The 21,582-nt window shown below is 61.2% G+C and carries 15 protein-coding genes; 7 read left to right on the forward strand and 8 right to left on the reverse strand.

Annotated elements, in window-relative coordinates; translation table 11 throughout:
* Positions 1-44: 44 nt before the first annotated feature.
* Both C7U61_RS17650 and C7U61_RS17655 read left to right on the forward strand, forming a co-directional pair.
* Positions 45-713 carry a response regulator gene (locus C7U61_RS17650; protein WP_106999374.1) on the forward strand — a complete coding sequence of 223 codons (669 nt, stop codon included), beginning with the start codon at positions 45-47 and terminating at the stop codon, positions 711-713.
* Positions 703-2,118, forward strand: coding sequence for a sensor histidine kinase (locus C7U61_RS17655; protein WP_106999375.1), 1,416 nt, complete (start codon positions 703-705; stop codon positions 2,116-2,118). The genes C7U61_RS17650 and C7U61_RS17655 overlap by 11 nt, the downstream gene beginning before the upstream one ends.
* A gap of 138 nt (positions 2,119-2,256) precedes the next feature.
* Here the strand turns inward: C7U61_RS17655 and C7U61_RS17660 are convergent, their stop codons facing one another.
* The 4 genes from C7U61_RS17660 to C7U61_RS17675 form a co-directional block, all read right to left on the reverse strand.
* On the reverse strand, positions 2,257-3,138 hold the full coding sequence (locus C7U61_RS17660) for an ABC transporter permease (protein ID WP_106999376.1): 882 nt from the start codon (positions 3,136-3,138) through the stop codon (positions 2,257-2,259).
* 13 nt (positions 3,139-3,151) lie between these two features.
* Positions 3,152-3,970, reverse strand: coding sequence for an ABC transporter ATP-binding protein (locus C7U61_RS17665; protein WP_106999522.1), 819 nt, complete (start codon positions 3,968-3,970; stop codon positions 3,152-3,154).
* A 121-nt stretch (positions 3,971-4,091) separates the two neighbouring features.
* The gene (locus C7U61_RS17670; RefSeq protein WP_106999377.1) at positions 4,092-5,105 is read right to left on the reverse strand and encodes an ABC transporter substrate-binding protein; all 1,014 of its coding nucleotides are present in this window, start codon (positions 5,103-5,105) and stop codon (positions 4,092-4,094) included.
* Between the two features lie 246 nt (positions 5,106-5,351).
* The gene (locus C7U61_RS17675; RefSeq protein WP_106999378.1) at positions 5,352-6,365 is read right to left on the reverse strand and encodes an ABC transporter substrate-binding protein; all 1,014 of its coding nucleotides are present in this window, start codon (positions 6,363-6,365) and stop codon (positions 5,352-5,354) included.
* A gap of 271 nt (positions 6,366-6,636) precedes the next feature.
* On the opposite strand from C7U61_RS17675, the gene C7U61_RS17680 reads away from it, so the two are divergent.
* The 3 genes from C7U61_RS17680 to C7U61_RS17690 all read left to right on the forward strand — a co-directional run bounded on the left by C7U61_RS17680 (position 6,637) and on the right by C7U61_RS17690 (position 8,081).
* The gene (locus C7U61_RS17680) at positions 6,637-6,945 is read left to right on the forward strand and encodes a hypothetical protein (protein ID WP_106999379.1); all 309 of its coding nucleotides are present in this window, start codon (positions 6,637-6,639) and stop codon (positions 6,943-6,945) included.
* Between the two features lie 184 nt (positions 6,946-7,129).
* The gene (locus tag C7U61_RS17685; RefSeq protein WP_106999380.1) at positions 7,130-7,588 is read left to right on the forward strand and encodes a helix-turn-helix transcriptional regulator; all 459 of its coding nucleotides are present in this window, start codon (positions 7,130-7,132) and stop codon (positions 7,586-7,588) included.
* 253 nt (positions 7,589-7,841) lie between these two features.
* Positions 7,842-8,081, forward strand: a complete 240-nt coding sequence (locus C7U61_RS17690; protein WP_106999523.1) for a hypothetical protein — start codon at positions 7,842-7,844, stop codon at positions 8,079-8,081.
* Between the two features lie 204 nt (positions 8,082-8,285).
* On the opposite strand, the gene C7U61_RS17695 is transcribed toward C7U61_RS17690, so the two are convergent.
* Positions 8,286-8,891 carry a TetR/AcrR family transcriptional regulator gene (locus C7U61_RS17695; protein ID WP_245410825.1) on the reverse strand — a complete coding sequence of 202 codons (606 nt, stop codon included), beginning with the start codon at positions 8,889-8,891 and terminating at the stop codon, positions 8,286-8,288.
* A 278-nt stretch (positions 8,892-9,169) separates the two neighbouring features.
* Between C7U61_RS17695 and C7U61_RS17700 the strand changes: the two genes are divergently transcribed.
* Positions 9,170-10,369: an efflux RND transporter periplasmic adaptor subunit gene (locus C7U61_RS17700; protein ID WP_181315872.1), complete on the forward strand. Its 1,200-nt coding sequence runs from the start codon at positions 9,170-9,172 to the stop codon at positions 10,367-10,369.
* A 9-nt stretch (positions 10,370-10,378) separates the two neighbouring features.
* On the forward strand, positions 10,379-13,528 hold the full coding sequence (locus C7U61_RS17705; protein ID WP_106999382.1) for an efflux RND transporter permease subunit: 3,150 nt from the start codon (positions 10,379-10,381) through the stop codon (positions 13,526-13,528).
* A 321-nt stretch (positions 13,529-13,849) separates the two neighbouring features.
* Here C7U61_RS17705 and C7U61_RS17710 read toward each other — a convergent pair whose 3' ends face one another.
* Genes C7U61_RS17710 through C7U61_RS17720 form a run of 3 tightly spaced genes read right to left on the reverse strand, consistent with a single transcriptional unit; the run spans position 13,850 to position 21,566 of the window.
* Positions 13,850-16,957 (reverse strand): efflux RND transporter permease subunit, encoded by a 3,108-nt coding sequence (locus tag C7U61_RS17710; RefSeq protein WP_106999383.1) that lies wholly within the window; start codon positions 16,955-16,957, stop codon positions 13,850-13,852.
* On the reverse strand, positions 16,954-20,073 hold the full coding sequence (locus C7U61_RS17715; protein WP_106999384.1) for an efflux RND transporter permease subunit: 3,120 nt from the start codon (positions 20,071-20,073) through the stop codon (positions 16,954-16,956). The genes C7U61_RS17710 and C7U61_RS17715 overlap by 4 nt, the downstream gene beginning before the upstream one ends.
* The gene (locus C7U61_RS17720) at positions 20,070-21,566 is read right to left on the reverse strand and encodes an efflux RND transporter periplasmic adaptor subunit (protein WP_106999385.1); all 1,497 of its coding nucleotides are present in this window, start codon (positions 21,564-21,566) and stop codon (positions 20,070-20,072) included. Before C7U61_RS17720 ends, C7U61_RS17715 begins: the two co-directional genes overlap by 4 nt.
* Between the last annotated feature and the right edge of the window lie 16 nt (positions 21,567-21,582).

Here is a 21,582-nt window from a genome sequence, read left to right on the forward strand (position 1 = left end):
CCGGAAATGTTCGCCATATCCGATACTTGCTGTATAGTCGCTCCATGAGGCTCCTGATCGTCGAAGACAACCGCGAACTGGCGTCCTGGCTCGGCAAGGCGCTGCGTCAGGCGCAATATGTCGTCGACATCGCCTACGACGGCGAGGACGCCGAGCACATGCTGAAAGTCGCGGCCTATGCCATCGTCATCCTCGATCTGTCGCTGCCGAAAATGGACGGGCTGACACTGCTGAAGCGGCTGCGTCAGAGCGGCAACAAGGTGCCGGTCATCATCCTGACGGCCAATGCCAGCCTCGATGGCCGCGTTGCGGGCCTCGACAGCGGCGCCGACGATTATCTGGCCAAACCTTTCGAAATTGCCGAGCTCGAAGCCCGCATACGCGCAGCCGTCCGCCGCGGCCACGACCGCGCCGCCCCGGAGATCGCTGTCGGCGACCTGGTGTTCGACGGCGGCACCCGGCAATTCTACCTGGCCGGTGAATCCCTGGCACTGACGCCGCGCGAGCACGCGGTACTCGAACATCTGATCATGAAGGCGGGCACGACCGTCACCAAGGCGACCCTCTCCGAAAGCGTCTTCGGTTTCGACGATCTCGCCGACACCAGCGCCATTGAGATCTATGTACATCGCGTCCGCAAGAAGCTCGAAGGCAGCACCGTGCAGATCGCGACGCTGCGCGGCCTGGGTTACCTCCTTCGCCATGCGCAATGATGAGGCTTCATCACCCAAGGGAATCCTGAGCCGTGCCGTCGGCGCGGTAAGGACGAGCCTGCGGGCGCAGCTCTTCGCCTGGGTCGTACTGACCCTGATCGGCGCGATCTGCATCAATCTTTATCTTAGCTTCCGTTCGGCCGACGCGACGGCCAATCTCGTCACCGATCACACCTTGCTTGCCTCGGCACGCGTCATTGCGGAGGCCGTGCGGGTCGATGCCAACGGCTCGGTGCAGATCGACATTCCGCCTGCCGCATTGGAAATGTTCGACACCGGCTATGGCGACCGCGTCTTCTATCAGGTCGTGACCGCATGGGGAAATCTCGTCGCCGGCTTCCCCGATCTGCCGCGGCCAGAGCGTGACCAGATCGGCGAAGATAAAACCTTTCGGACCGATGGTGTCCGCGTGCTGATGCTCAGCCATCCTGTTGTCGGCCTCGATAAGGACAGCACGATTTCCGTCGCCGTTGCCGTTACCCATAACAGTCAGTATGCCATGCGCCGCAGGCTGTGGCTGTCGGACTTCACCAAGCAGCTCGCGCTGGTGTTGCTTGCCGGCCTGGTGACCATCATTGGCCTGCAGCGCGGCCTTGCTCCCGTGCTGCGCCTGCGTGACGCCGTGCGCGGACGCGGCCGCCAGCGCCTCGATCCGCTGAATCCCCACATGGTGCAGAACGAGCTTCGGCCCCTCGTCCACGCCCTCAACGATCATATGGAGCGCGTGCAGAACCAGATGGCGGCGCAACGCCGCTTCGTCTCGAACGCCGCTCACCAGCTGCGGACGCCGCTTGCGCTGATTTCCACTCAGGCAAGCTTTGCTGCACGCGAAACGGACAATGGCCGCCGCGATGAGGCGCTGACCGCGTTGCGTTCCAGCACGCGGCAGGTGACGCGGCTTGCAAGCCAGCTTCTGACGCTCTCGCGCGCCGAACCTGGCAGCCGCCGGCCGCGCAACGATACGATCGATCTGGCGGAAACCGCCAGGCGGGTGCTGGAAACGCTCGCCGAGGAAGCCCTGCGCCGCAATATCGATCTCGGTCTGGAAGCCGATGAGACACCGGTGCATATCGAAGGCGACGGCACCATGCTGCGCGAAATGCTGGTCAATCTCGTCGATAATGCGCTGCGGTATACGCAAGCGGGCGGCCGGGTCACGGTCGGCATCGGCCGGGACGGCGACACGGCTCTGCTATGGGTCGAGGACAACGGCCCGGGCATTCCCGAAGCGGAGCGGGCCCAGGTATTCGAACGCTTCTATCGCATCATGGGCACCGAGCCGGAAGGCAGCGGCCTCGGCCTCGCCATCGTCCGCGAAGTCGTGGACGGCGCCGGCGGCTCCGTCACGCTCGGCGATGCGGCGGGCGGCGGCCTGCTGGTCCGCGTGCGGCTGCCAGCGGCGTGAAGGGGGTGAGGTGCGGTTGTTGCGCGACAGTCCCCTCTCTCCGCAGGCGGGGGAGAGGGCGCTTCTTGTATCGGTAAAACAAAAAGGCCGGGCGAAACGCCCGGCCTCTGGCCTTGGGAGGTACCAGAAAACCAACCCTTAATGCGTGTCGAGGCTTTGCTGCGGACGCCAGCGGGTGATGCGGTTTTCGATGAGTGTCATCACATATTCGGCGCCGAGGGTAACAACCATCACCAGGATGATCGCGGCATAGAGGCCGGCGGCGTCGTAGGTGCCCTTGGCGATCGAGATCAGGTAGCCGATGCCGGCCAGCGATCCGACGAACTCGCCGACGATCGCGCCGATGATGGCGAAGGAGAAGGAGATGTGCAGGCTTGCAAAAATCCAGCTCATCGCCGACGGCAAGATCACTCTGCGGGTGACCTGCCAGTTGGATGCGCCGAGAATTCGGGCGTTGGCGATCATGTTACGGTCGGCTTCGCGAACGCCCTGGAAGGCATTGGCAAACACCACGAAGAACACCATGATGAAGGCGAGCGCCACCTTCGACGCCAGGCCGAGACCCATGATCATCACGAAGATCGGCGCAAGAACGACGCGCGGGATCGAGTTGATCGCCTTGATGTAGATCGACAGAATATCGGAAGCGAGCTTGTTGCGGCCAAGGGCGACGCCGACGAGGACGCCGGTCACCGAGCCGATGATAAAGCCGATCAGCGCTTCTTCCATGGTGACGCCGAGATGATACCAGAGCGAGCCGCTCTCTGTTCCCTCGCGAACCCAGTCCCAAAGACGTAGCCCGATGGCGTAGGGGCTGGAATAGAAGAAGGGATCGATCCAGTGCAGATCGGAGGTGAGCTGCCACAGGCCGAGGATGGCGGCGAGAATGCCCACCTGCCATGCGGCGACGACATATTTGCGGCGCGTCATCGCCTTTAGTGCTGCAGCTTCGATTTCCGCATCCGAAGTGCCGGCGCGGAAGATCGGGGCATTGCCTGCTTCGAGAGCTGTATTTGCCATGATGAATCCTCCCTTACGCCGCTTCCGCGGCACGGCGATAGCTGGTTTCGACCTCTTCGCGCAGGTCGTCCCAAATCGTCTTGCAATAATCGATGAAGTTCTGCTCGTAGCGGATCTCCGAGACGACGCGCGGGCGCGGCAGATCGATCGTGTAGACCGATTTGACCGTTGCCGGGCCAGCCGTCAGGACATAGACCTTGTCGGCGAGCGCGACGGCTTCTTCGAGATCGTGCGTGACGAAGACGACGGACGCCTGGCGTTCGGCCCAGAGCTTCAGGAGCTCTTCATGCATGACCGTGCGGGTCTGCACGTCGAGCGCCGAGAAGGGCTCGTCCATGAGCAGGATTTCCGGCTCGTTGATGAAGGTCTGCGCCAGCGAAACGCGCTTGCGCATGCCGCCCGAGAGCTGATGCGGATAGTGATGCAGGAACTTCGAAAGACCCACGCGGGCCAGCCAATCCTTGGCCATCTTTTCGGCTTCGGCCTTCGACTTGCCGCGGAACAGCGGGCCGGACATCACGTTTTCGATGACATTCTGCCACGGAAAGAGTGCATCCGTCTGGAAGGCGAAGCCGACGCGCCGGTCGATGCCGCTGACCGGCCCGCCCATCAAGCGGACTTCGCCGGCGCTCGGCTTGGCAAGGCCCGTGACGAGATTGAGCGTCGTCGACTTGCCGCAGCCCGTCGGCCCGACAACGGCGACGAATTCGCCGCGCTCGACGGTCATGTTGAAATCGCGCAGTGCGGTCAGCGACTTGCCGGTCGGCGACACGAAACGGCGGCTGACATTGATGAGCTCTATCGCCGGGGTACGGCGTTCATCCTGTTGCATGGTGCTGATCCTGACGCGTGCCTTCAGGGCGTGCACGCAAAGCCCGGTGAACTGCAAAGTCTGTTGAACTGCCGCTTCCGAAACCTGTCTGAAAACTGGCCGGAAGCGGCGTTCTGACTGCTTACTTGACGTTCTTCACGAATTCCGTCGTGTAGGTCTTCGACAGGTCGATCGTCTTGCCCTTGACGTTCTTGGAGAACTGCGAGAGCACGGCGAGAACCGTCTTCGGACCATCTTCCGGCATCACGCCATCGGGCGTGAACATTTCCTTGCCGGCATCGAGCGCCTTGATGTAGCCGTCCTTGTCGCCGACGTAGAAATCTTTCGGCATCTTGTCGGCGATCTCAGCGCCCGAATGCGTGTTGATGAAACGCAGCGTCTTGACGAAAGCGTTCGCGAGCTTCTGCACTTCTTCCTTATGCGCATCGACCCATGCGGCATCCATATAGAGCGAGGCCGCCGGATAGGTACCGCCGAGCGCCTCTTCGGTGCCCTTCAGCGTCCGCAGATCAACGAGGATTTTGGCCTCGCCGGTCTTCAGCAGGCGCGAGATTGTCGGCTCGGTGGTCATGCCCACCTGGATTGCGTCCTGCTGCATGGCGGCGATGAAGGTCTGGCCGGCGCCGACCGGTACAGGCGTGATGTCAGCCGGAGAGAGGCCTGCCTTCGATGCCATGTAAAGGGTCAGGAAATTAGTGGAGGAGCCGAGGCCGGTGACGCCGGCGCGCTTGCCCTTCAGGTCGGCAAAGGACTTGATATCGGGATATTTGGCCGAAACCAGCTCCACTTCACCCGGTGCCTGGCTGAACTGCACGACCGACTTGATGAACTTGCCCTTGGCCTGCAGGTCCACGCAGTGGTCGTAGAAGCCAACGACACCCTGAACGGCGCCGGCAAGCAGCTGGTTTTCGGCGTCGACGCCGGCCGATTCGTTGAGAAGCTCGACGTCGAGACCTTCATCCTTGAAGTAGCCGAGGGATTCGGCGAGCTTGGCCGGCAGATAGATCTGCTTTTCGTAGCCGCCCACCATGATGGAAATCTTGTCAGCCGCATTGGCCGCGGTCGCTGCAAGGGAAGCGGCTGATATGACGAGAGAAAGGGCTACGGTGTGAAAAAGGGTGCGCGATGAACGCATCAATGTCTCCTCCTGTTCGAATCGTTGCGCCATGCGACGCTGCAGAAAAGATGCTTCCTCCACGAAGCTTAGCCAAACTAACCCAGGCTACCTTTCAGCTAGCTTTCAGCTTTCACCCTCCAATGCGGCATTGCAATTTTATTAACGTGAACGCCGGCGGCACAAATATGTGCCGCCGGCGCTCGTCCTTCACTTCGCGATCTGACGGAAATCCAGCCCCGGTCAGGACCGGAACGATGCTCCGAACTATTTGGCGTTCTTGACGAATTCCGTCGTATAGGTCCTCTTCAGGTCGATCGTCTTGCCCTGAACGTTCTTGGAAAATTCGGAAAGCACGGCAAGAACGGTTTTCGGGCCGTCTTCCGGCATCACGCCATCCGGCGTGAACATAGCCTTGCCGTTTTCGAGCGCCTTCACATAGCCTTCCTTGTCGCCGACATAGAAATCCTTCGGCATCTTGTCGGCGATCTCGGCGGCCGAATGGGTGTTGATGAAATGCAGCGTCTTGACGAAAGCATTCGCAAGCTTCTGCACCTCCTCCTTGTGATCCTTGACCCACGACTCCTGCATGTAAAGAGATGCGGCAGGATAGGTTCCGCCCAGGGCGGCTCTCGTTCCATCCATCGTGCGCATGTCGATGAGGACCTTGGCTTCCCCGGTCTTCAGGAGACGCGAGACCGTCGGCTCGGTCGTCATGCCGGCCTGGATGGCATCCTGCTGCATGGCGGCGATGAAGGTCTGGCCGGCACCGACCGGAACGGAGGTGAATTCGCCCAGCTTCAGGCCGGCCTTGACCGCCAGATACTGGGTCAGGAAATTGGTCGAGGAACCGAGGCCGGTGACGCCGAGGCTCTTGCCCTTGAAATCGGCGGGGGATTTGATCTCCGGATGCTTGGCCGAGACCAGTTCGACTTCGCCTGGCGCTTGGCTGAACTGCACGATGGATTCGACGAACTTGCCCTTGCCCTGAAGGTCGATGCAATGATCGTAGAAGCCGACGACGCCCTGCACAGCACCTGCCAGCATTTCATTTTCCGCATCGACGCCCGCAGGCTCGTTCAGAAGCTCGACATTCAGACCTTCATCCTTGAAGTAGCCGAGGCCTTCGGCAAGCTTGGCCGGCAGATAGATCTGCTTCTCGTAACCGCCCACCATGATCGAGATCTTATCGGCGGCATGTGCCGCAGGGGCTGCAAAGGAAGCAGCTGATAGGACGAGGGATAGGGCTACGGTATTAAAAAGAGTGCGCGACGAACGCATTAAGGTCTCCTCCGATTTGAATGCTCACGCCATATGACGCTGCGCAAAACTGCTTCCTCCACGAAGCCCGGCGAGTTTAGGACGTGCAACCTTTCAGTCGGCTTTCAGTGCACGATCCCAAACAACGACATTGCAAGTTTATTTCCTCGGTTTGGCGGCGCAAATCTGGCCGCCCTCATCACCGCCTTGCAACGAGAAGCGTTGCCCGATCTTGGCAATTCCCGCGCTGCGACTATTTGAGACGAAGTGCTTTCGTTGGGAGGGATCATCGATGAGGATCATTGCCGCTGCCCTTGTGCTGATGACGATCACGATAGCCGCGCCGGCATCGGCGATTTCCCGTTACGAGTCGCTCGGCAAGACATGCGCATCGGTGCAGCAACTTATCGCAGCCGAACGGGCGGTGATACTGCGCTATCCATCGTCGCGCGGCGGCCCCATTCTCTACGATCGCTATGTGGCCGGCCGCGGGCAATGCGACATCTCCGACTATGCCAGCCGCACTTATGTTCCCACCAGGGATAACCCGCTCTGTCCCGTCTACAATTGCAAGCCATCCTCCATTTTCAATCCGCATTGACGCGAATCACCTTTTCTGCGGTTTATGCGGACGACGGATTATAAACTTTACAGAAAAAGACTTTTAGTTGAGTTACACCCATATTTAACGCACATTTTGCGGGCAGATGGAGAACGCGTTCCTTCCCGGGAAGGGTACGAGTATGGTGTTTCCACCATCCCCTATATGATAAGGAGATTGCGCAGTGAGTGCAAAAGTACCGAACCCAATCGATGCCTATGTTGGCTCTCGCGTGCGCACGCGCCGTCTCATGCTTGGCATGAGCCAGGAGCGGCTTGCCGAACAGATCGGTGTGACGTTCCAGCAGGTACAGAAATACGAAAAGGGCACCAATCGCATCGGCGCCAGCCGGCTGCAGGCCATTGCCGGCGTGCTGGCCGTACCGGTTGCCTTCTTCTTCCAGCAGGACAATTCGCAGCCGCTGAACACGGATGGCCTCGGCGCGATCAACGGTCTTGAGGATCTGTCGGATTTCCTGACGTCCAAGGAAGGACTGAGCCTCAACAAGGCGTTCATGAAGATCAACGATCCCAGCATCCGCCAGTCGGTGCTGACGCTGATCAAGTCATTGGCAAATGCTTCCGACATTCTGCCCAATCATATTCCGCATGCAGCGGACGCGTCGGTCGGCCTGCGCAACTAAAACTGCGCCTCCAACAGGAACGACAATTCGGCCGGTCTGGCGACGGTCCGAGGCAGGCCGAAAGGCCGGCGCAGGATTATTGCCAATAACCGAAGCGCAAGGCTGGCCTGGCCAGTCAAGCGATCGCCGCCGAGATTGCATCGTGTCACGCTGCATGTCACGCGCCAAGCTGCAAAACATTCGTTACGGTTTGCTCATGTTCCCGGCAAGACACGATTCGTCTATCGGGAACGGGGGCAATAGAGGGCATGAAATGACAGCAGCACTTCCGATCGACACAGCGTACCAGGATCCCGACTCACTGAAGGAACTGGCATCAATCGCTCGGCTCATCACCTATGCACGGCAAAGCGCCAAAAACCTGAACGCTGAATTCCCGGTCTGGTGCCTGGATTTGGCACTCGGGGCCGTGCTGCAGGAAATGTATGAAAATGGCTTGCCCAATCCCTTGTTCGAAGAGGGAACGGGCACAGGAAACGTGGTGGCACACTGAATTTAAGTAGTTCCGGCGCTTGCCGCCGGATACGGAACGATGCCGGTATGGCTTCCCAGGCCATATCGGCATTTTTCTTACGAGGGACCGTCGGGAGGACGAGGTTCACGTATGCCACGCGCAGGCTGTAGCGGCTTTGCGGCAACGACAGGCATAATCTTAAAGACCCAATGCAAGAAGCGATCCGAAAGGTCGCGGCGTGCTTTAGCCGCTATCCTGGCGCGGCCGAACGCCTGCGGTAAAGATCGCGATGCAATGACGCAGATGGCGCAACCGCGTTTCGCGGTCCGTCCAATCCTTCGGACGGCCCGGCCTCGAGATCATCGCATCGAAGATCATGCTCATCAGCATGCGCGCGCCGCTTTCCGCATCGGCAATCTCGATCACGCCGCGCCGCTGTTGCTCGAGAAGCCAATCCGCCAGCATCTGCTGCGATTGCTTGCCGCCGTAGGTATGCAGCAACATCGCGATCTCCGGCGATTGCTGCGATTCACTGATGACGAGATGAATAAATGCGTCCCGCTCACGCTCCCGATCTTCATCAATATCGATCATGAATATCTGCTCGAGCGTCTTGTCGAACGGCAAGGTCTCATCTTCAGGCCGCGGCAGGGCCAGCATGGATGCACGATGCTGGGCGATGATGGCCACAAACAGATCGGTTTTGCTCGGAAACAGTCTGTAGAGGGTCTGCTTCGAAATCCGGCATCGGTTGGCAACCAAATCCATGGTTGTGCCGGCATATCCGAGTTCGTAAAAGATCGCGCGCGCCTCCCGGACGATCTCCGCGCGGCGCTCCTCGTCGGTCACGGTTTTCGGCCGGCCGCGCGGACGGCGTTTGGCGACCTGATCGGCCTTGGCTGTTCGTTCCTTTGTCAGCACACCGTATTGATCCCAACAACCGAATAGGATTGACATTTGACGCGGTACAAATATTTTCAGTACGACTTGGTACTATAAATAAGGCAACAGGAAATAGCAACGTGCGAAAGCCCGCTCCTCCCACTTCTGCACTCGCATATCCGGTGACAACCAACAGCCTTTCAATCGGCCGCTCTTCGCTGACCGCCGTAGGATTGATTGCTGCGATGTTGCTGGCTGGCTGCAACCAGCAGAATTCCGCGCAAAACAATGCCCCCGTCGTCAAGACGGAGGTCAGCGCCATGTCACTGCATCCGCAATCCGTCGCCATCACCGCCGAGCTGCCTGGCCGCACCAGTGCCTATCTCGTCGCCGAAGTGCGCCCGCAGGTCGGCGGCATCATTCGCAGCCGCAATTTCAAGGAAGGCAGCGAAGTCAAGGAAGGCGACGTGCTCTACGAGATCGATCCGTCCTCCTACCAGGCATCCTATGACAGCGCCGCCGCGGCCTTGCAAAAGGCGCAGGGCGCCCTGCCAAGCGCCCAGTCGAAAGTCGATCGCTACAAGAGCCTTACCCAGCAGGACGCAGTCAGCAAGCAGAACCTCGACGATGCCGTTTCCGCACTGGCGCAGGCCAATGCCGACGTGGCATCCGCAAAGGCTGCCCTGGAAACGGCGCGCATCAATCTCGACTACACCAAGATGCGAGCGCCGATCGGCGGCCGCGTCGATGCCTCCACGGTCACGGTCGGCGCCCTTGTCACCGCCGATCAGACGACGGCGCTGACCACCATCCGTCAGCTCGATCCAATCAATGTCGATGTCACGCAGTCGAGCACCAACCTGCTCGAATTCCGCCGCGCTGTCGCGGAAGGCCGGCTGAAGACCAGCGGAAACAACGTTTCCGTGCATCTGACGCTGGAAGACGGCAGCCAGTACAAGGAAACCGGTACGCTGCAGTTTGCCGAATCCTCCGTTGCGGAAACGGTCGGCACGATTACCGTGCGCGCCGTCTTCCCCAATCCGGATCGCATCCTGCTGCCGGGCATGTATGTTCGCGCCACCATTCAGGAAGGCATTGCCGAAAACAGCTTCCTGGTGCCGCAACGCGCCGTGACCCGCAACACGAAGGGCGAACCGATCGCCATGTTCGTGACAACCGAGGGAAAGGTGCAGCAGCGGGTGTTGAAGGTGGAACGCAGCATCGGCAACAGCTGGCTTGTCAACCAGGGCGTCGCCGACGGCGATCGCGTGATCGTCGAAGGCGTTCAGCGCGTCCGGGACGGCCAGGAAGTTACCGTTTCGCCGGTAACGATCGACGATGCGACCGGCGAAGTGAAGCAGGCTGCTGCCGATGGCAAGCCGCCTGCCGAGCAGGCCGGGCTGGAAAAGACCGATATGAAAGCCGCCTCCGGCGTCCAGAAGTGAGGTTAGACGATGTCTCGTTTTTTCATCGACAGGCCGATCTTCGCCTGGGTGATCGCCATCGTCATCATGCTGGCGGGCGCGCTTTCGATTCTCATGCTGTCGATTTCGCAATATCCGCAAATCGCGCCGACGACGGTCAGCATCAGCGCCACCTATTCCGGGGCTGACGCGGCAACCGTCGAAAACTCGGTGACCAAGGTCATCGAGCAGGGCATGACGGGTATCGACAATCTCGACTACATGACCTCGACCTCGACCTCGACGGGTCAGGCCTCGATCTCGCTGACCTTCACCAACAAGGCCGATCCCGATGTCGCGCAGATGCAGGTGCAGAACAAGCTGCAGCTCGTCACGGCACAGCTGCCGCAGACCGTGCAATCCACGGGTATCGTGGTTTCCAAATCGACCTCGAACTTCCTGATGGTCGTGGGCTTCGTGTCCACCGACGGCAAGCTTAACTCGAACGACCTTGCCGACTATGTCGACAGCACCCTCAACGACACGCTGAAGCGCATCGAAGGCGTCGGCAATACGCAGATCTTCGGTTCCGGATACGCCATGCGCATCTGGGTCGATCCGGACAAGCTCGCCAAATACCAGCTGATGACATCGGATGTCGTTTCCGCCATCCAGGCGCAGAACTCGCAGGTCTCGGCCGGTCAGCTCGGTGCATTGCCGCAGCGCAAAGGCCAGGAGCTCAATGCGACCGTCACGGCCAAGAGCCGTCTGCAGACGCCTGAGCAGTTCAACAACATCATCCTCAAGAGCCAGCCGAATGGTTCGCTCGTTCGCCTGAATGACGTTGCCTCGGTCGAACTCGGCGCCAAGAGCTATACGACATCGAGCACCTATAACGGCCATCCGTCGGCCGGCCTGGCCGTGATGCTTGCCTCGGGCGCCAACGCCATCAATACGGCGGAGGCGGTCCGCACGACCATCAACAATCTCAGCCAGACGCTGCCGCCGAATGTGGAGATCGTCTATCCCTACGATACGACGCCCTTCGTGAAGCTGTCGATCGAGGACGTGGTCAAGACCCTGTTCGAAGCCATCGTACTCGTCTTCATCGTCATGTTCGTCTTCCTGCAGAACATCCGCGCCACGCTCATCCCGACGCTCGCCGTCCCGGTCGTGCTGCTCGGCACCTTCGGCGTGCTGGCGCTGTTCGGCTACTCGATCAATACATTGACCATGTTCGGGATGGTGCTCGCCATCGGCTTGCTTGTCGACGACGCCATCGTCGTCGTGGAGAACGTCGAACGCGTGATGGAGGAAGAGGGACTGTCGCCGCGCGAAGCGACGATCAAATCGATGCAGGAAATCACCGGCGCGCTGATCGGCATCGCCACGGTGCTTTCGGCCGTGTTCATCCCGATGGCCTTCTTCTCGGGTTCGGTCGGTGTCATCTACCGGCAGTTCTCGGTAACGATCGTCTCCGCGATGGTGCTGTCCGTCATCGTTGCTCTCATCCTCACACCTGCCCTTTGCGCCACTCTTTTAAGAAAGCCCAAGCATGGCGCCAAAGAGCGCGGTCTGTTTGGTTGGTTCAACCGCAACTTCGAGCGGGCAACGCATCGCTACCAGCGCGGCGTACATGGCATGATCCGCCTCAGCATCGTCTTCCTGCTGGTGTTCGTCCTCATAGGCGGCGCGGTTGCTGCCCTGTTCAACCGCCTGCCGAGCTCCTTCCTGCCGGATGAAGACCAGGGCATTCTGCTGACCGCCATTCAGTTGCCGCCAGGTGCCACGGATTCGCGCACCAAAGCCGTGCTCGATCAGGTGAGAGACTATTATCTCAACACCGAGAAGGACTATGTCGAGGGCGCATTCGCCGTCGCCGGCTTCGGCTTCAGCGGTCAGGGCCAGAATGTCGGCCTCGTCTTCGTAAGGCTGAAGGATTTCGACCTGCGCAAGACGCCGCAATCCAAAGCGCAAGCGATCGCACGGCGCGCAATGGGCGCTTTCTCGAAGATCAAGGACGGCAACGTCTTTGCGCTGGCGCCGCCGGCCATCCCCGGCTTCGGCAGCTCGAGTGGTTTCGACTTCTTCATCAAGGACATCAACGGCGCCGGTCACGCGGCACTGATCGCTGCCCGCAACCAGTTGCTGGGGGCGGCCGCCAAGAACCCGAAGCTCTTCGGCACCCGCCCGAACGGCCAGGAAGATACGCCGCAATTCTCCCTGAATATCGATGAGGAAAAGGCAAGCGCCCTGAATATCAGCCTGGGGGATATCGATTCGACCCTGTCGACCGCCTGGGGCGGCACCTATGTCAACGACTTTATCGACCGCGGTCGTGTGAAGCCTGTCTATGTTCAGGCCGACAAGGATTTCCGCATGCAGCCCGAGGATTTCGGTCGCTGGTATGTGCGCAACTCCAGCGGCGACATGGTACCCTTCTCGGCCTTCTCGAACGGCGAATGGAATTACGGTTCGCCGCGCCTGGAGCGCTATAACGGCTCCTCCGCCGTCGAAATCCAGGGCTCGGCCGCCCCGGGCGTCTCCTCCGGCGACGCCATGAACGAGATCGATAAGATCATGGCGACCCTGCCGCCAGGCTTCAGCCACGAATGGACAAGCCTCTCGGCCCAGGAAAAGCTCTCCGGCAACCAGGCGACGCAGCTCTATGCCATCTCGATCCTGGTGGTGTTCCTGGCGCTTGCCGCCCTTTATGAGAGCTGGTCGATCCCGCTCGCCGTCATGCTGTCGGTTCCGATCGGCATCTTCGGCGCGCTGTTGGCTGCAACCCTGTTCGGCCAGTCGAACGACGTCTACTTCAAGGTCGGCCTTTTGACGACCATCGGCCTGGCGGCAAAGAATGCGATCCTGATCGTCGAATTCGCCATCGAGCAGCAGAACCAGGGTAAGAACCTGCTCGACGCCACGCTGGAAGCATCGCGCCAGCGCCTGCGGCCGATCCTGATGACCTCGCTCGCCTTCATTCTCGGCGTCATGCCGCTGGCGATCGCCAATGGTGCGGGCTCGGGCAGTCAGAACTCGATCGGCATCGGCGTCATGGGCGGCATGATCTCGGCGACCGTGCTCGGTATCTTCTTCATCCCGCTGCTCTTCGTCTCCGTCCGCCGCATCTTCAAGGGCAGGATCGGTCCGGTGACCACACCGGAAACGCCTGCAACAGATAGCGGTACCACGCATTAATGAAACGCCGCCCGCTCTCGCCACGGCGAAGCGGGGAGTGTCTTGAATGAACAAAAGGGCTCCCGCGGGTAATGCGGGAGCCCTTTTGATTTCTACAAGTTCCCCCTCCCGCCAGCCAGAGCAAGCGCATTTGAGGCACATCGGCGCCGCAAATTCCTTCCCCCCTTGGGAAGAATGAGGATGCCGGCAGCAACTTCATTTCATATGCGACTGCCGCGCTGCCTCGGAAGAGAGGTGACCCATCTTTCGCTGAGCCCAGGGTCGAATGGAAGATTGACGATTTGAAAACCGCGATCTGCGCTCAGTGAAACAGATAGCTCGTCAGCTCGACGAAGCCGGAGCCGACGCTGCTGTCTGCGGTTTCGGCGACCATTTTGCGTGCAGCTTGGCAAGCATCAGGTAGATGATCGGCGTGGTATAGAGCGTCAGCACCTGCGATACGACGAGGCCGCCGACGATGGTGATCCCAAGCGGACGGCGCAGCTCCGCGCCGGGGCCGGTGGCGACAATCAGCGGAATGGCACCCATAAGGGCGGCGAGCGTCGTCATCAGGATCGGCCGGAAACGCTTGAGGCATGCCTGATAGATGGCTTCCTCGGAGGAAAGGCCAAGCATACGCTCGCCCTGCAGGGCGAAATCCACCATCATAATGCCGTTCTTCTTGACGATGCCGATCAAGAGGATGATGCCGATGAAGGCGATGATCGTCAGCTCGGTGCCGCTGACGGCAAGCGCCAGCAACGCGCCGAGGCCGGCCGAGGGCAATGTCGAGATGATCGTCAGCGGATGCGCCAGGCTTTCATAGAGAATGCCGAGAACGATATAGACCGTCAGCAATGCCGCCAGAAGCAGCAGCGGCTGGCTGCCGGACGACTGGGTAACGCTCGCCGCATCGCCGGCGAAATCCGCATGCAGCGTATCGGGCAGATGCATGTCGAGCACCGCCTTCTGAATGGCATCGTTCGCCACCTGCAGGGGCGTATTGAGCGCGAGATTGTAGGAGATGGTGACGGAGGGATATTGGCCCTGGTGATTGACTACCAGCGGCGCCAGCGTCCGGTCGATCGACGCCACCGCGCTCAGCGGCACCTGCGTGCCGCCGGAGGCGGGCACGTAGAGTTTGGAAATATCTTGCGGATCGAGCGCATAGTCGGGATCCGCTTCCAAGACGACCCGATACTGGTTGCGCTGCGTGTAGATCGTCGAGATCTGCCGTTGCGCAAAGGCGTTGTTGAGGGCGGAATCGATGGACTGGATGTTGATGCCGAGCTGGGAAGCGAGGGTGCGATCGATATTGACGGTCGCCTGCAGGCCATTGGGCTGCCTGTCGGTGGCAACATCGGTCAATCCCGGAAGAGCCTGCAGACGTTCCAGCACCTTGGGCGCCCATTCCACCAGCTCGTCGTAATTGGCGCCCCAGATGGTGAACTGATATTGGGATTGCGACTGGCGCGCGCCCGCGCGGATATCGCCTGGCGAAAACAGGAACGTGCTGAGGCCCGGAACGGCCATCAGCTGCTTGCGGAGCCGGTCTATGACATCGGCGGTCGGCGCACGCTCCGATTCCGGCTTCAGCGAGATGAAAAGCTGGCCACGATTGACGGAACTGGAAAAGCCTCCCCCGCCGACGGAGGAGCCGACACCCGACACCGCCGGATCCTTAGCGACGATATCCGCCGCCTGTTGCTGGAGTTTGACCATGGCCGGATACGAGATGTCGGTCGCAGCCTGCGTCCCGCCCTGGATAAAGCCGGTGTCGTCCTGCGGAATGAAGCCCTTCGGAACGTTTACGTAGAGATAGCCCGACATGACCACACAGGCGATGATGACGATCACCGAAAGCAGGCGGTGATGCAGCACCGCCCGCAACGTGCGGCCATAAAATCGCGTAGTGGCGCCAAGCGTGCCCTCGACGACGCGGCCGAACGGGCCAGGACGCGCGTGGACATCGTGCTGACGCAGACGATGACCGCAGATCATCGGCGTCAGCGTGAGGGATACCAGCGTCGAAACGACGATGGTGAAGCCGAGCGTCAACGAGAAGGTCTGGAAGAACCGGCCGACGATACCGCCCATGAAGAACAGCGGGATGAAGGCGGCAAGCAGCGACAGGCTGATGGAAACGACGGTAAAGCCGATCTGCTTCGCGCCTTCCAGCGCTGCCCGCATCGGCTTCATGCCGGTTTCCAGATTGGCATAGATGTTCTCGATCATCACGATGGCGTCGTCGACGACGAAGCCGACGGAGACGGCAAGGGCCATGAGGGATAGATTGTCGATCGACAGCCCGAAGAGCCACATCGCGGCAAAAGTGCCGGCAAGCGACAGGGGCACTGTAACGCCGGCGGCAAAGGTCGGCGTGGCGCGCCGCAGGAAGACGAAGACCACGGCCATGACCAGGCAGATAGTGGCAAGCAGCGTCCATTGCATATCGGTGACGCTGGCATGAATTGTGGTGGTGCGGTCGGAAAGGATGGAGACATTCACGCCGGCCGGAATGAGCCGCTTCAGCTCCGGGATCAGCTGCTTGACGCCATCGACGGTGGCAATGACGTTTGCATCTGCCTGCTTGGTGATGTTGAGCAGCACGGCGGGCTTGCCATCATACCAGGCATCCGAGCGGCTGTTGCGTACACCCGGTTCGACGGTGGCGATATCGGAGAGGCGAACCGCCGTGCCGTCGCCGCTGCGCACAACTATCCGCCCGAAGGCTTCCGGCGTCTTCAACTGGCTGTTGACGGCGACGGAGAAAGCGCCGCTGGCACCGTCGATCGAGCCGAAGGGGCCGAGCACGTTGGCATTGACGATCGCCGTACGGACCGCTTCGAGCGAGAGGCCCATGGCCGAAAGCCGGTCCGGATCCAGCCGCACGCGGATGGCGGGCTGGTCGGCGCCGCTCACGGTTACGCCGCCGACGCCATCCACCTGCGAAATGCGCTGCACCACCACGGTATCCGCCGCATCGTAGATGGCGCTCGGGGAGACATTGTCTGACGTCAGCGCCAGAATGAGAACGGGAGCCGCCGCCGGATTGATCTTGCGGAAGGACGGGAGAGTGGGCAGATCGCCGGGCAGGTCCGTCGCAGCCGCGTTCAATGCAGCCTGGACATCCTGCGCAGCCCCATCGACGCTGCGCGAAAGATCGAACTGGACGATGATCGTGCTCGATCCGAGCGAGCTGACGGACGTCAATTGGGTGACGCCGGCAATAGTCCCGAGGTGACGCTCCAGCGGGGCGGCCACGCTCGCCGCCATGCTGGCCGGATCGGCGCCGGGACGGCTGGAGGAAACCACGATGGTTGGCAGATCGACGGTCGGCAGGCTCGCAACCGGGAGGAAGCGATAGGCGACGATGCCGAGGATCATCAGCCCGATCGCCAGAAGGGTCGTCCCGACAGGGCGTTTGATGAACGGCTCGGAGATGTTCATGTCTCGCCACCCGCCAATTCATCCATCTCGGCGCTCGGCGTGCCGCTGGTGCGGCCGACGATCTTGGTGCGCAGTCGCTCGAAGGCGAGATAGATCACCGGCGTCGTATAGAGCGTCAAAAGCTGCGAGAGCACCAGACCGCCGATGATGGTGATGCCGAGCGGAATGCGCAATTCTGCGCCCGTGCCCTGCGCCAGCGCCAGCGGCAAGGCGCCGAAGAGCGCCGCGAGCGTCGTCATCATGATCGGCCGGAAACGCAGGATCGAGGCTTTCAGAATGGCCTCGCGCGGCTCGAGACCCTCCTTCCGCTCCGCCTCCAGCGCGAAGTCGATCATCATGATCGCATTCTTCTTGACGATACCCATCAGGAGCACGATGCCGATCAGCGCGATGATCGACAGATCCTGCCCGAACAGCATCAGAGCCAGCAGCGCGCCGACGCCGGCCGAAGGCAGCGTCGAAAGGATCGTCACCGGATGCACGGCGCTCTCATAGAGCAGGCCGAGCACGATGTAGATCGTCACGATGGCCGCGAGAATCAGCCAGGGCTCGCCCGCCAGCGACGAGGCGAACTCCTCGGCATCGCCGGAATATTTGCGCTGGATATTGTCGGGCATGCCGATATCCAGCTCCGCCGCCTTGATCTCGGCGACGGCGTCGCTGAGCGACGCGCCCTTGGCGAGATCGAAGCTGAGCGTCACCGCCGGAAACTGCTCGTCATGGCTGATGACCAGCGGCGCGGTCGTGAAACTTGCGGTCGTGAAGGCGTTGAGCGGCACCTGCGTATCGCTGGCACCGGCGACATAGAGCTTGTCGAGCGACTTCGGGTCCGACTGGTATTGCGGTGCGGCCTCCAGAATGACGCGATACTGGTTGGCCTGGCCGTAGATCGTCGCGATCTGCCGCTGGCCGAAGGCATCGTTCAAAGTATCGCTGACGGCCTGCATGGACACGCCAAGCCGCGAAGCGGTTTCGCGATTGACGTCGACGAAGATACGCCCGCCGCCCATTTCCACTTCGGAGGCGACATCCATCAGCTTCGGGCTCTCCTGCAGCCGCTGGGCAAGCTTCTGCGCCCAGTCGACCACTGTATTCGTATCCGTACCCGTCAGCGTATATTGATAGGGCGCGCGGCTGGCCCTTGTACTGATCGAGATATCGCGCACGCTCTGGAAGGTGACGTGGATGCCGGGCAGGCCCGCCACCTCGCCGCGCATTCTCTCGATAATCTGATCGGCGGAGGCATTACGCTCACTTCGCGGCTTCAGGATGAGGCTGAGATTGCCGGTATTCAGCGTCAGATTGCTGGCGCTGGCACCGATGACGGCAACGACGCCGGTAACATCCGGATCCTTGCGCAGCCGGTCGGTCACATCAGCCTGAATCTGCTTCATGGTTTCGAAGGAGGTGGTCGGCTCGGCCTCGATGACAGCGGTGATGAGGCCCGTGTCCTGCGCCGGCAGGAAGCCCTTCGGAATGACGACATAGAGCGCGACCGTCGCAGCCAGCGTCACCACCGTCACCAGCAGCATGAGGCGGCTGCGATCCACGGCCCAGACAAGGCTGCGCCGATAGCCTTCCACCATCCAGTCGGTGAAACGGTCGGCGCCGGCCAGAAAGCCGCCCTGATGCTCCTTGGGCTTGCGCAGGATGCGCGCGCACATCATCGGCGTCAGCGTCAGCGAGACCACGGCGGATACGACCACGGCTATAGTGAGCGTCAGCGCGAACTCGCGGAACATGCGCCCCACGATACCGGTCATGAACAGCAACGGAATGAAGACGGCAACCAGCGAAACGGTCAGCGAAATGATGGTGAAGCCGATCTCGCCGGCTCCCTTCAGCGCCGCCTGCATCGGATTTTCGCCCTCTTCGATATGTCGGGCGATGTTCTCGATCATCACGATGGCGTCGTCGACGACGAAACCCGTGCCGATCGTCAGCGCCATCAGCGAGAGATTGTCGAGGCTGAAGCCGGCGAACCACATGACGCCGAAGGTTGCGATCAGCGACAGCGGCAGCGCGACGCCGGCAATGAAGGTCGCCGTCATCGTCCGCAGGAAGAGCAGAACAACGAGAATGACGAGGCCGATGCTGATAACCAGCGTCCATTGCACGTCGTGGATCGAAGCGCGGATCGTCTCCGTGCGGTCATTGACGATATCGAGGGACACACCAGCCGGCATCGCCTGCTTTAGCTTCGGGATCTGCTTCAGGACATTCTCAACGGTCTGGATGACGTTGGCGCCCGGCTGACGCATGATATCGAGAATGACGGCGGGCTGGCCCTGATACCAGGCGCCGACGCGATTGTTCTCCAGCCCCTCTACGACCGTTGCGACGTCCTTCAACTGTACCGGGGCGCTGTTGCGGTACGCGACGATGACGGATCGGTAGACGTTGGGATCGACGATCTGATCGTTGGCCGCGAGCGTGAAGCTCTGCTGCGTGCCGTCAAGCGAACCCTTCGCGCCGGCAACGCTGGCATTGGTGATCGCCGTACGGATATCCTCCAGGGCAAGCCCGTAGGAGGCAAGACGCGGCAGATCCACCTGGATGCGGATCGCGGGCTTGACGCCGCCCTGAATGTTCACGTCGCCGACACCGGAAACTTCGCTCAGGCGCTGCGCCATCATGGTATCGGCGAAATCGCTGAGTTCGCGGATCGAATAGCTGTTGGAGCGCAGCGCCAGCGTCACGATCGGGGTATCGGCCGGGTTCACCTTCGAATAGGTCGGCGGATAGGGAAGCGTGCGCGGCAGGGTCGATCCGGCGGCGTTGATCGCCGCCTGTACATCCTGCGCGGCGCCATCGATATCGCGGCCGAGATCGAACTGAAGGGTAATCTGGCTGATGCCGAAAGCGCTCGACGACGTCATGGAGGCAAGGGAGGGGATCTGGCCGAGTGGCCGCTCCAGCGGCGCCGTCACCAGCGCCGCCATCGTGTCGGGATCGGCCCCCGGAAGCTGCGTCGTCACCTGGATCGTGGGAAAATCCACCTGCGGCAGCGGCGCGACCGGCAGGAACAGGAAACCGAGAATGCCGCCCAACAGAACCGCCACCCCGAGAAGCGAGGTGGCGATCGGCCTGGAGATGAAGAGCGACGAGACATTCATTGTTGCTGCGTCGGCGTAGCGGAGGAATTGTTGGAGGCCGAACCGCCCCCCGTATCCACACCCTGCTCGCCGCCAGCGGCAGGCTGACCATCCTGGCCGCGATGGCCATTATGACCACCGGTGCCGCCCTGGCCGCCTTGACCACCCTGGCCGTCGTGGCGGCGATGCGGGCGCTCGCTCGCATTGGCGGTGCCGGCACCGCCATTCTGGACTTGGTTCTCTGCGACGGGCTGCCCGTTATTGTTGGACGGCGGAGTATCCGGCGATGCCTGAGCCGGATTGGCCGAAATCTGCACTTTCGATCCATTCTGGAGCCGTGCGAAGCCCGTCGTCACCACCTTGTCGCCGGGCGCCACGCCATCGGCAATGACGGCAAGCGTATCGTCCTGCTGCCGCACCTTCACCGGCTTCATCGCAACGGTCTGATCCTGGCCGACGATATAAACGAAGGTGCCGTTCGGCCCGCGCTGCACAGCGCCGCTCGGAATGACGGTAACACCCTTCAGCGTTTCCACGAGCAGGCGGGCATTGACGAAGGCGCCGGGCCACAGAGCCAGTTTGTCGTTCGGGAAATTCGCCTTCAGCTTTACCGTGCCGGTGGTGGGGTCGACCTGATTGTCGACGACGCCAAGCGAACCATTATCGACCACCGTCTCGCCATCGTTGCCCAAGGCCTGGACGGAAAGCGTTCCAGCTGCGCTTGCTGCATTGACGCGGGCAAGCTGTTGCTGCGGAATGGAAAACAGCACGGAAATCGGCTTGATCTGGGAGAGCGTTACGATGCCTGTCGTGTCGCCCGAACTGACGAGATTGCCGACGTCGACGTTGCGAATGCCGGTGCGCCCGTCGAAGGCCGCCCTGATCGTCGTATAATCGAGTGTTGCCTGCGCGCTCTCGATGGCCGCTGAATCCGCCTGGACCTGCGCGGTATATTGCCCCACCAATGAGGTCTGCGTGTCGACCTGCTGCTGCGTGCCGGACGCGCTCTTCACCATCATCTGGTAGCGGGCGAGATCGCGCTGGGCACCTGCAAGCAGGGCTTCGTCCTGCGCCTTCTTGGCGATCGCCTGGTCGAGCTGCGCCTTATAGACGGAATCGTCGATACGGGCGATGACGTCGCCCTTCTTGACGTCCTGGCCTTCGACGAAATTGATTCCGACGATTCGTCCGCTGACCTGCGCGCGCACCGTCACGGTATTCAGAGGCTTCACCGACCCCACGCCGTTGATGTAGACGGGCACATCGGCCGTCGTCGCGTCGGCGGCGAGCACCGGAACTGGTCCACTGAACTGCGACATGCTGCGCCGTCCGCCACCACCCTGCCGCTGGCCGCTACGGCGTCCGCTCTGCGCCTGCTCGCCGGGTGCCGTCGCATTCTGGTAGCCGAGCAGCTTCTCTACCGGCGCAAGCCAACGATCGCGGGCCGCATAGGCGCCATACCCGACCGCGCCGATCACTGCCAACCAAACGACGACCCGAAACGTCCGAGCCATTCACGCACCTTTCTTC

The sequence above is a fragment of the Rhizobium sp. JAB6 genome (assembly GCF_003024605.1).
Classification (GTDB): domain Bacteria; phylum Pseudomonadota; class Alphaproteobacteria; order Rhizobiales; family Rhizobiaceae; genus Rhizobium.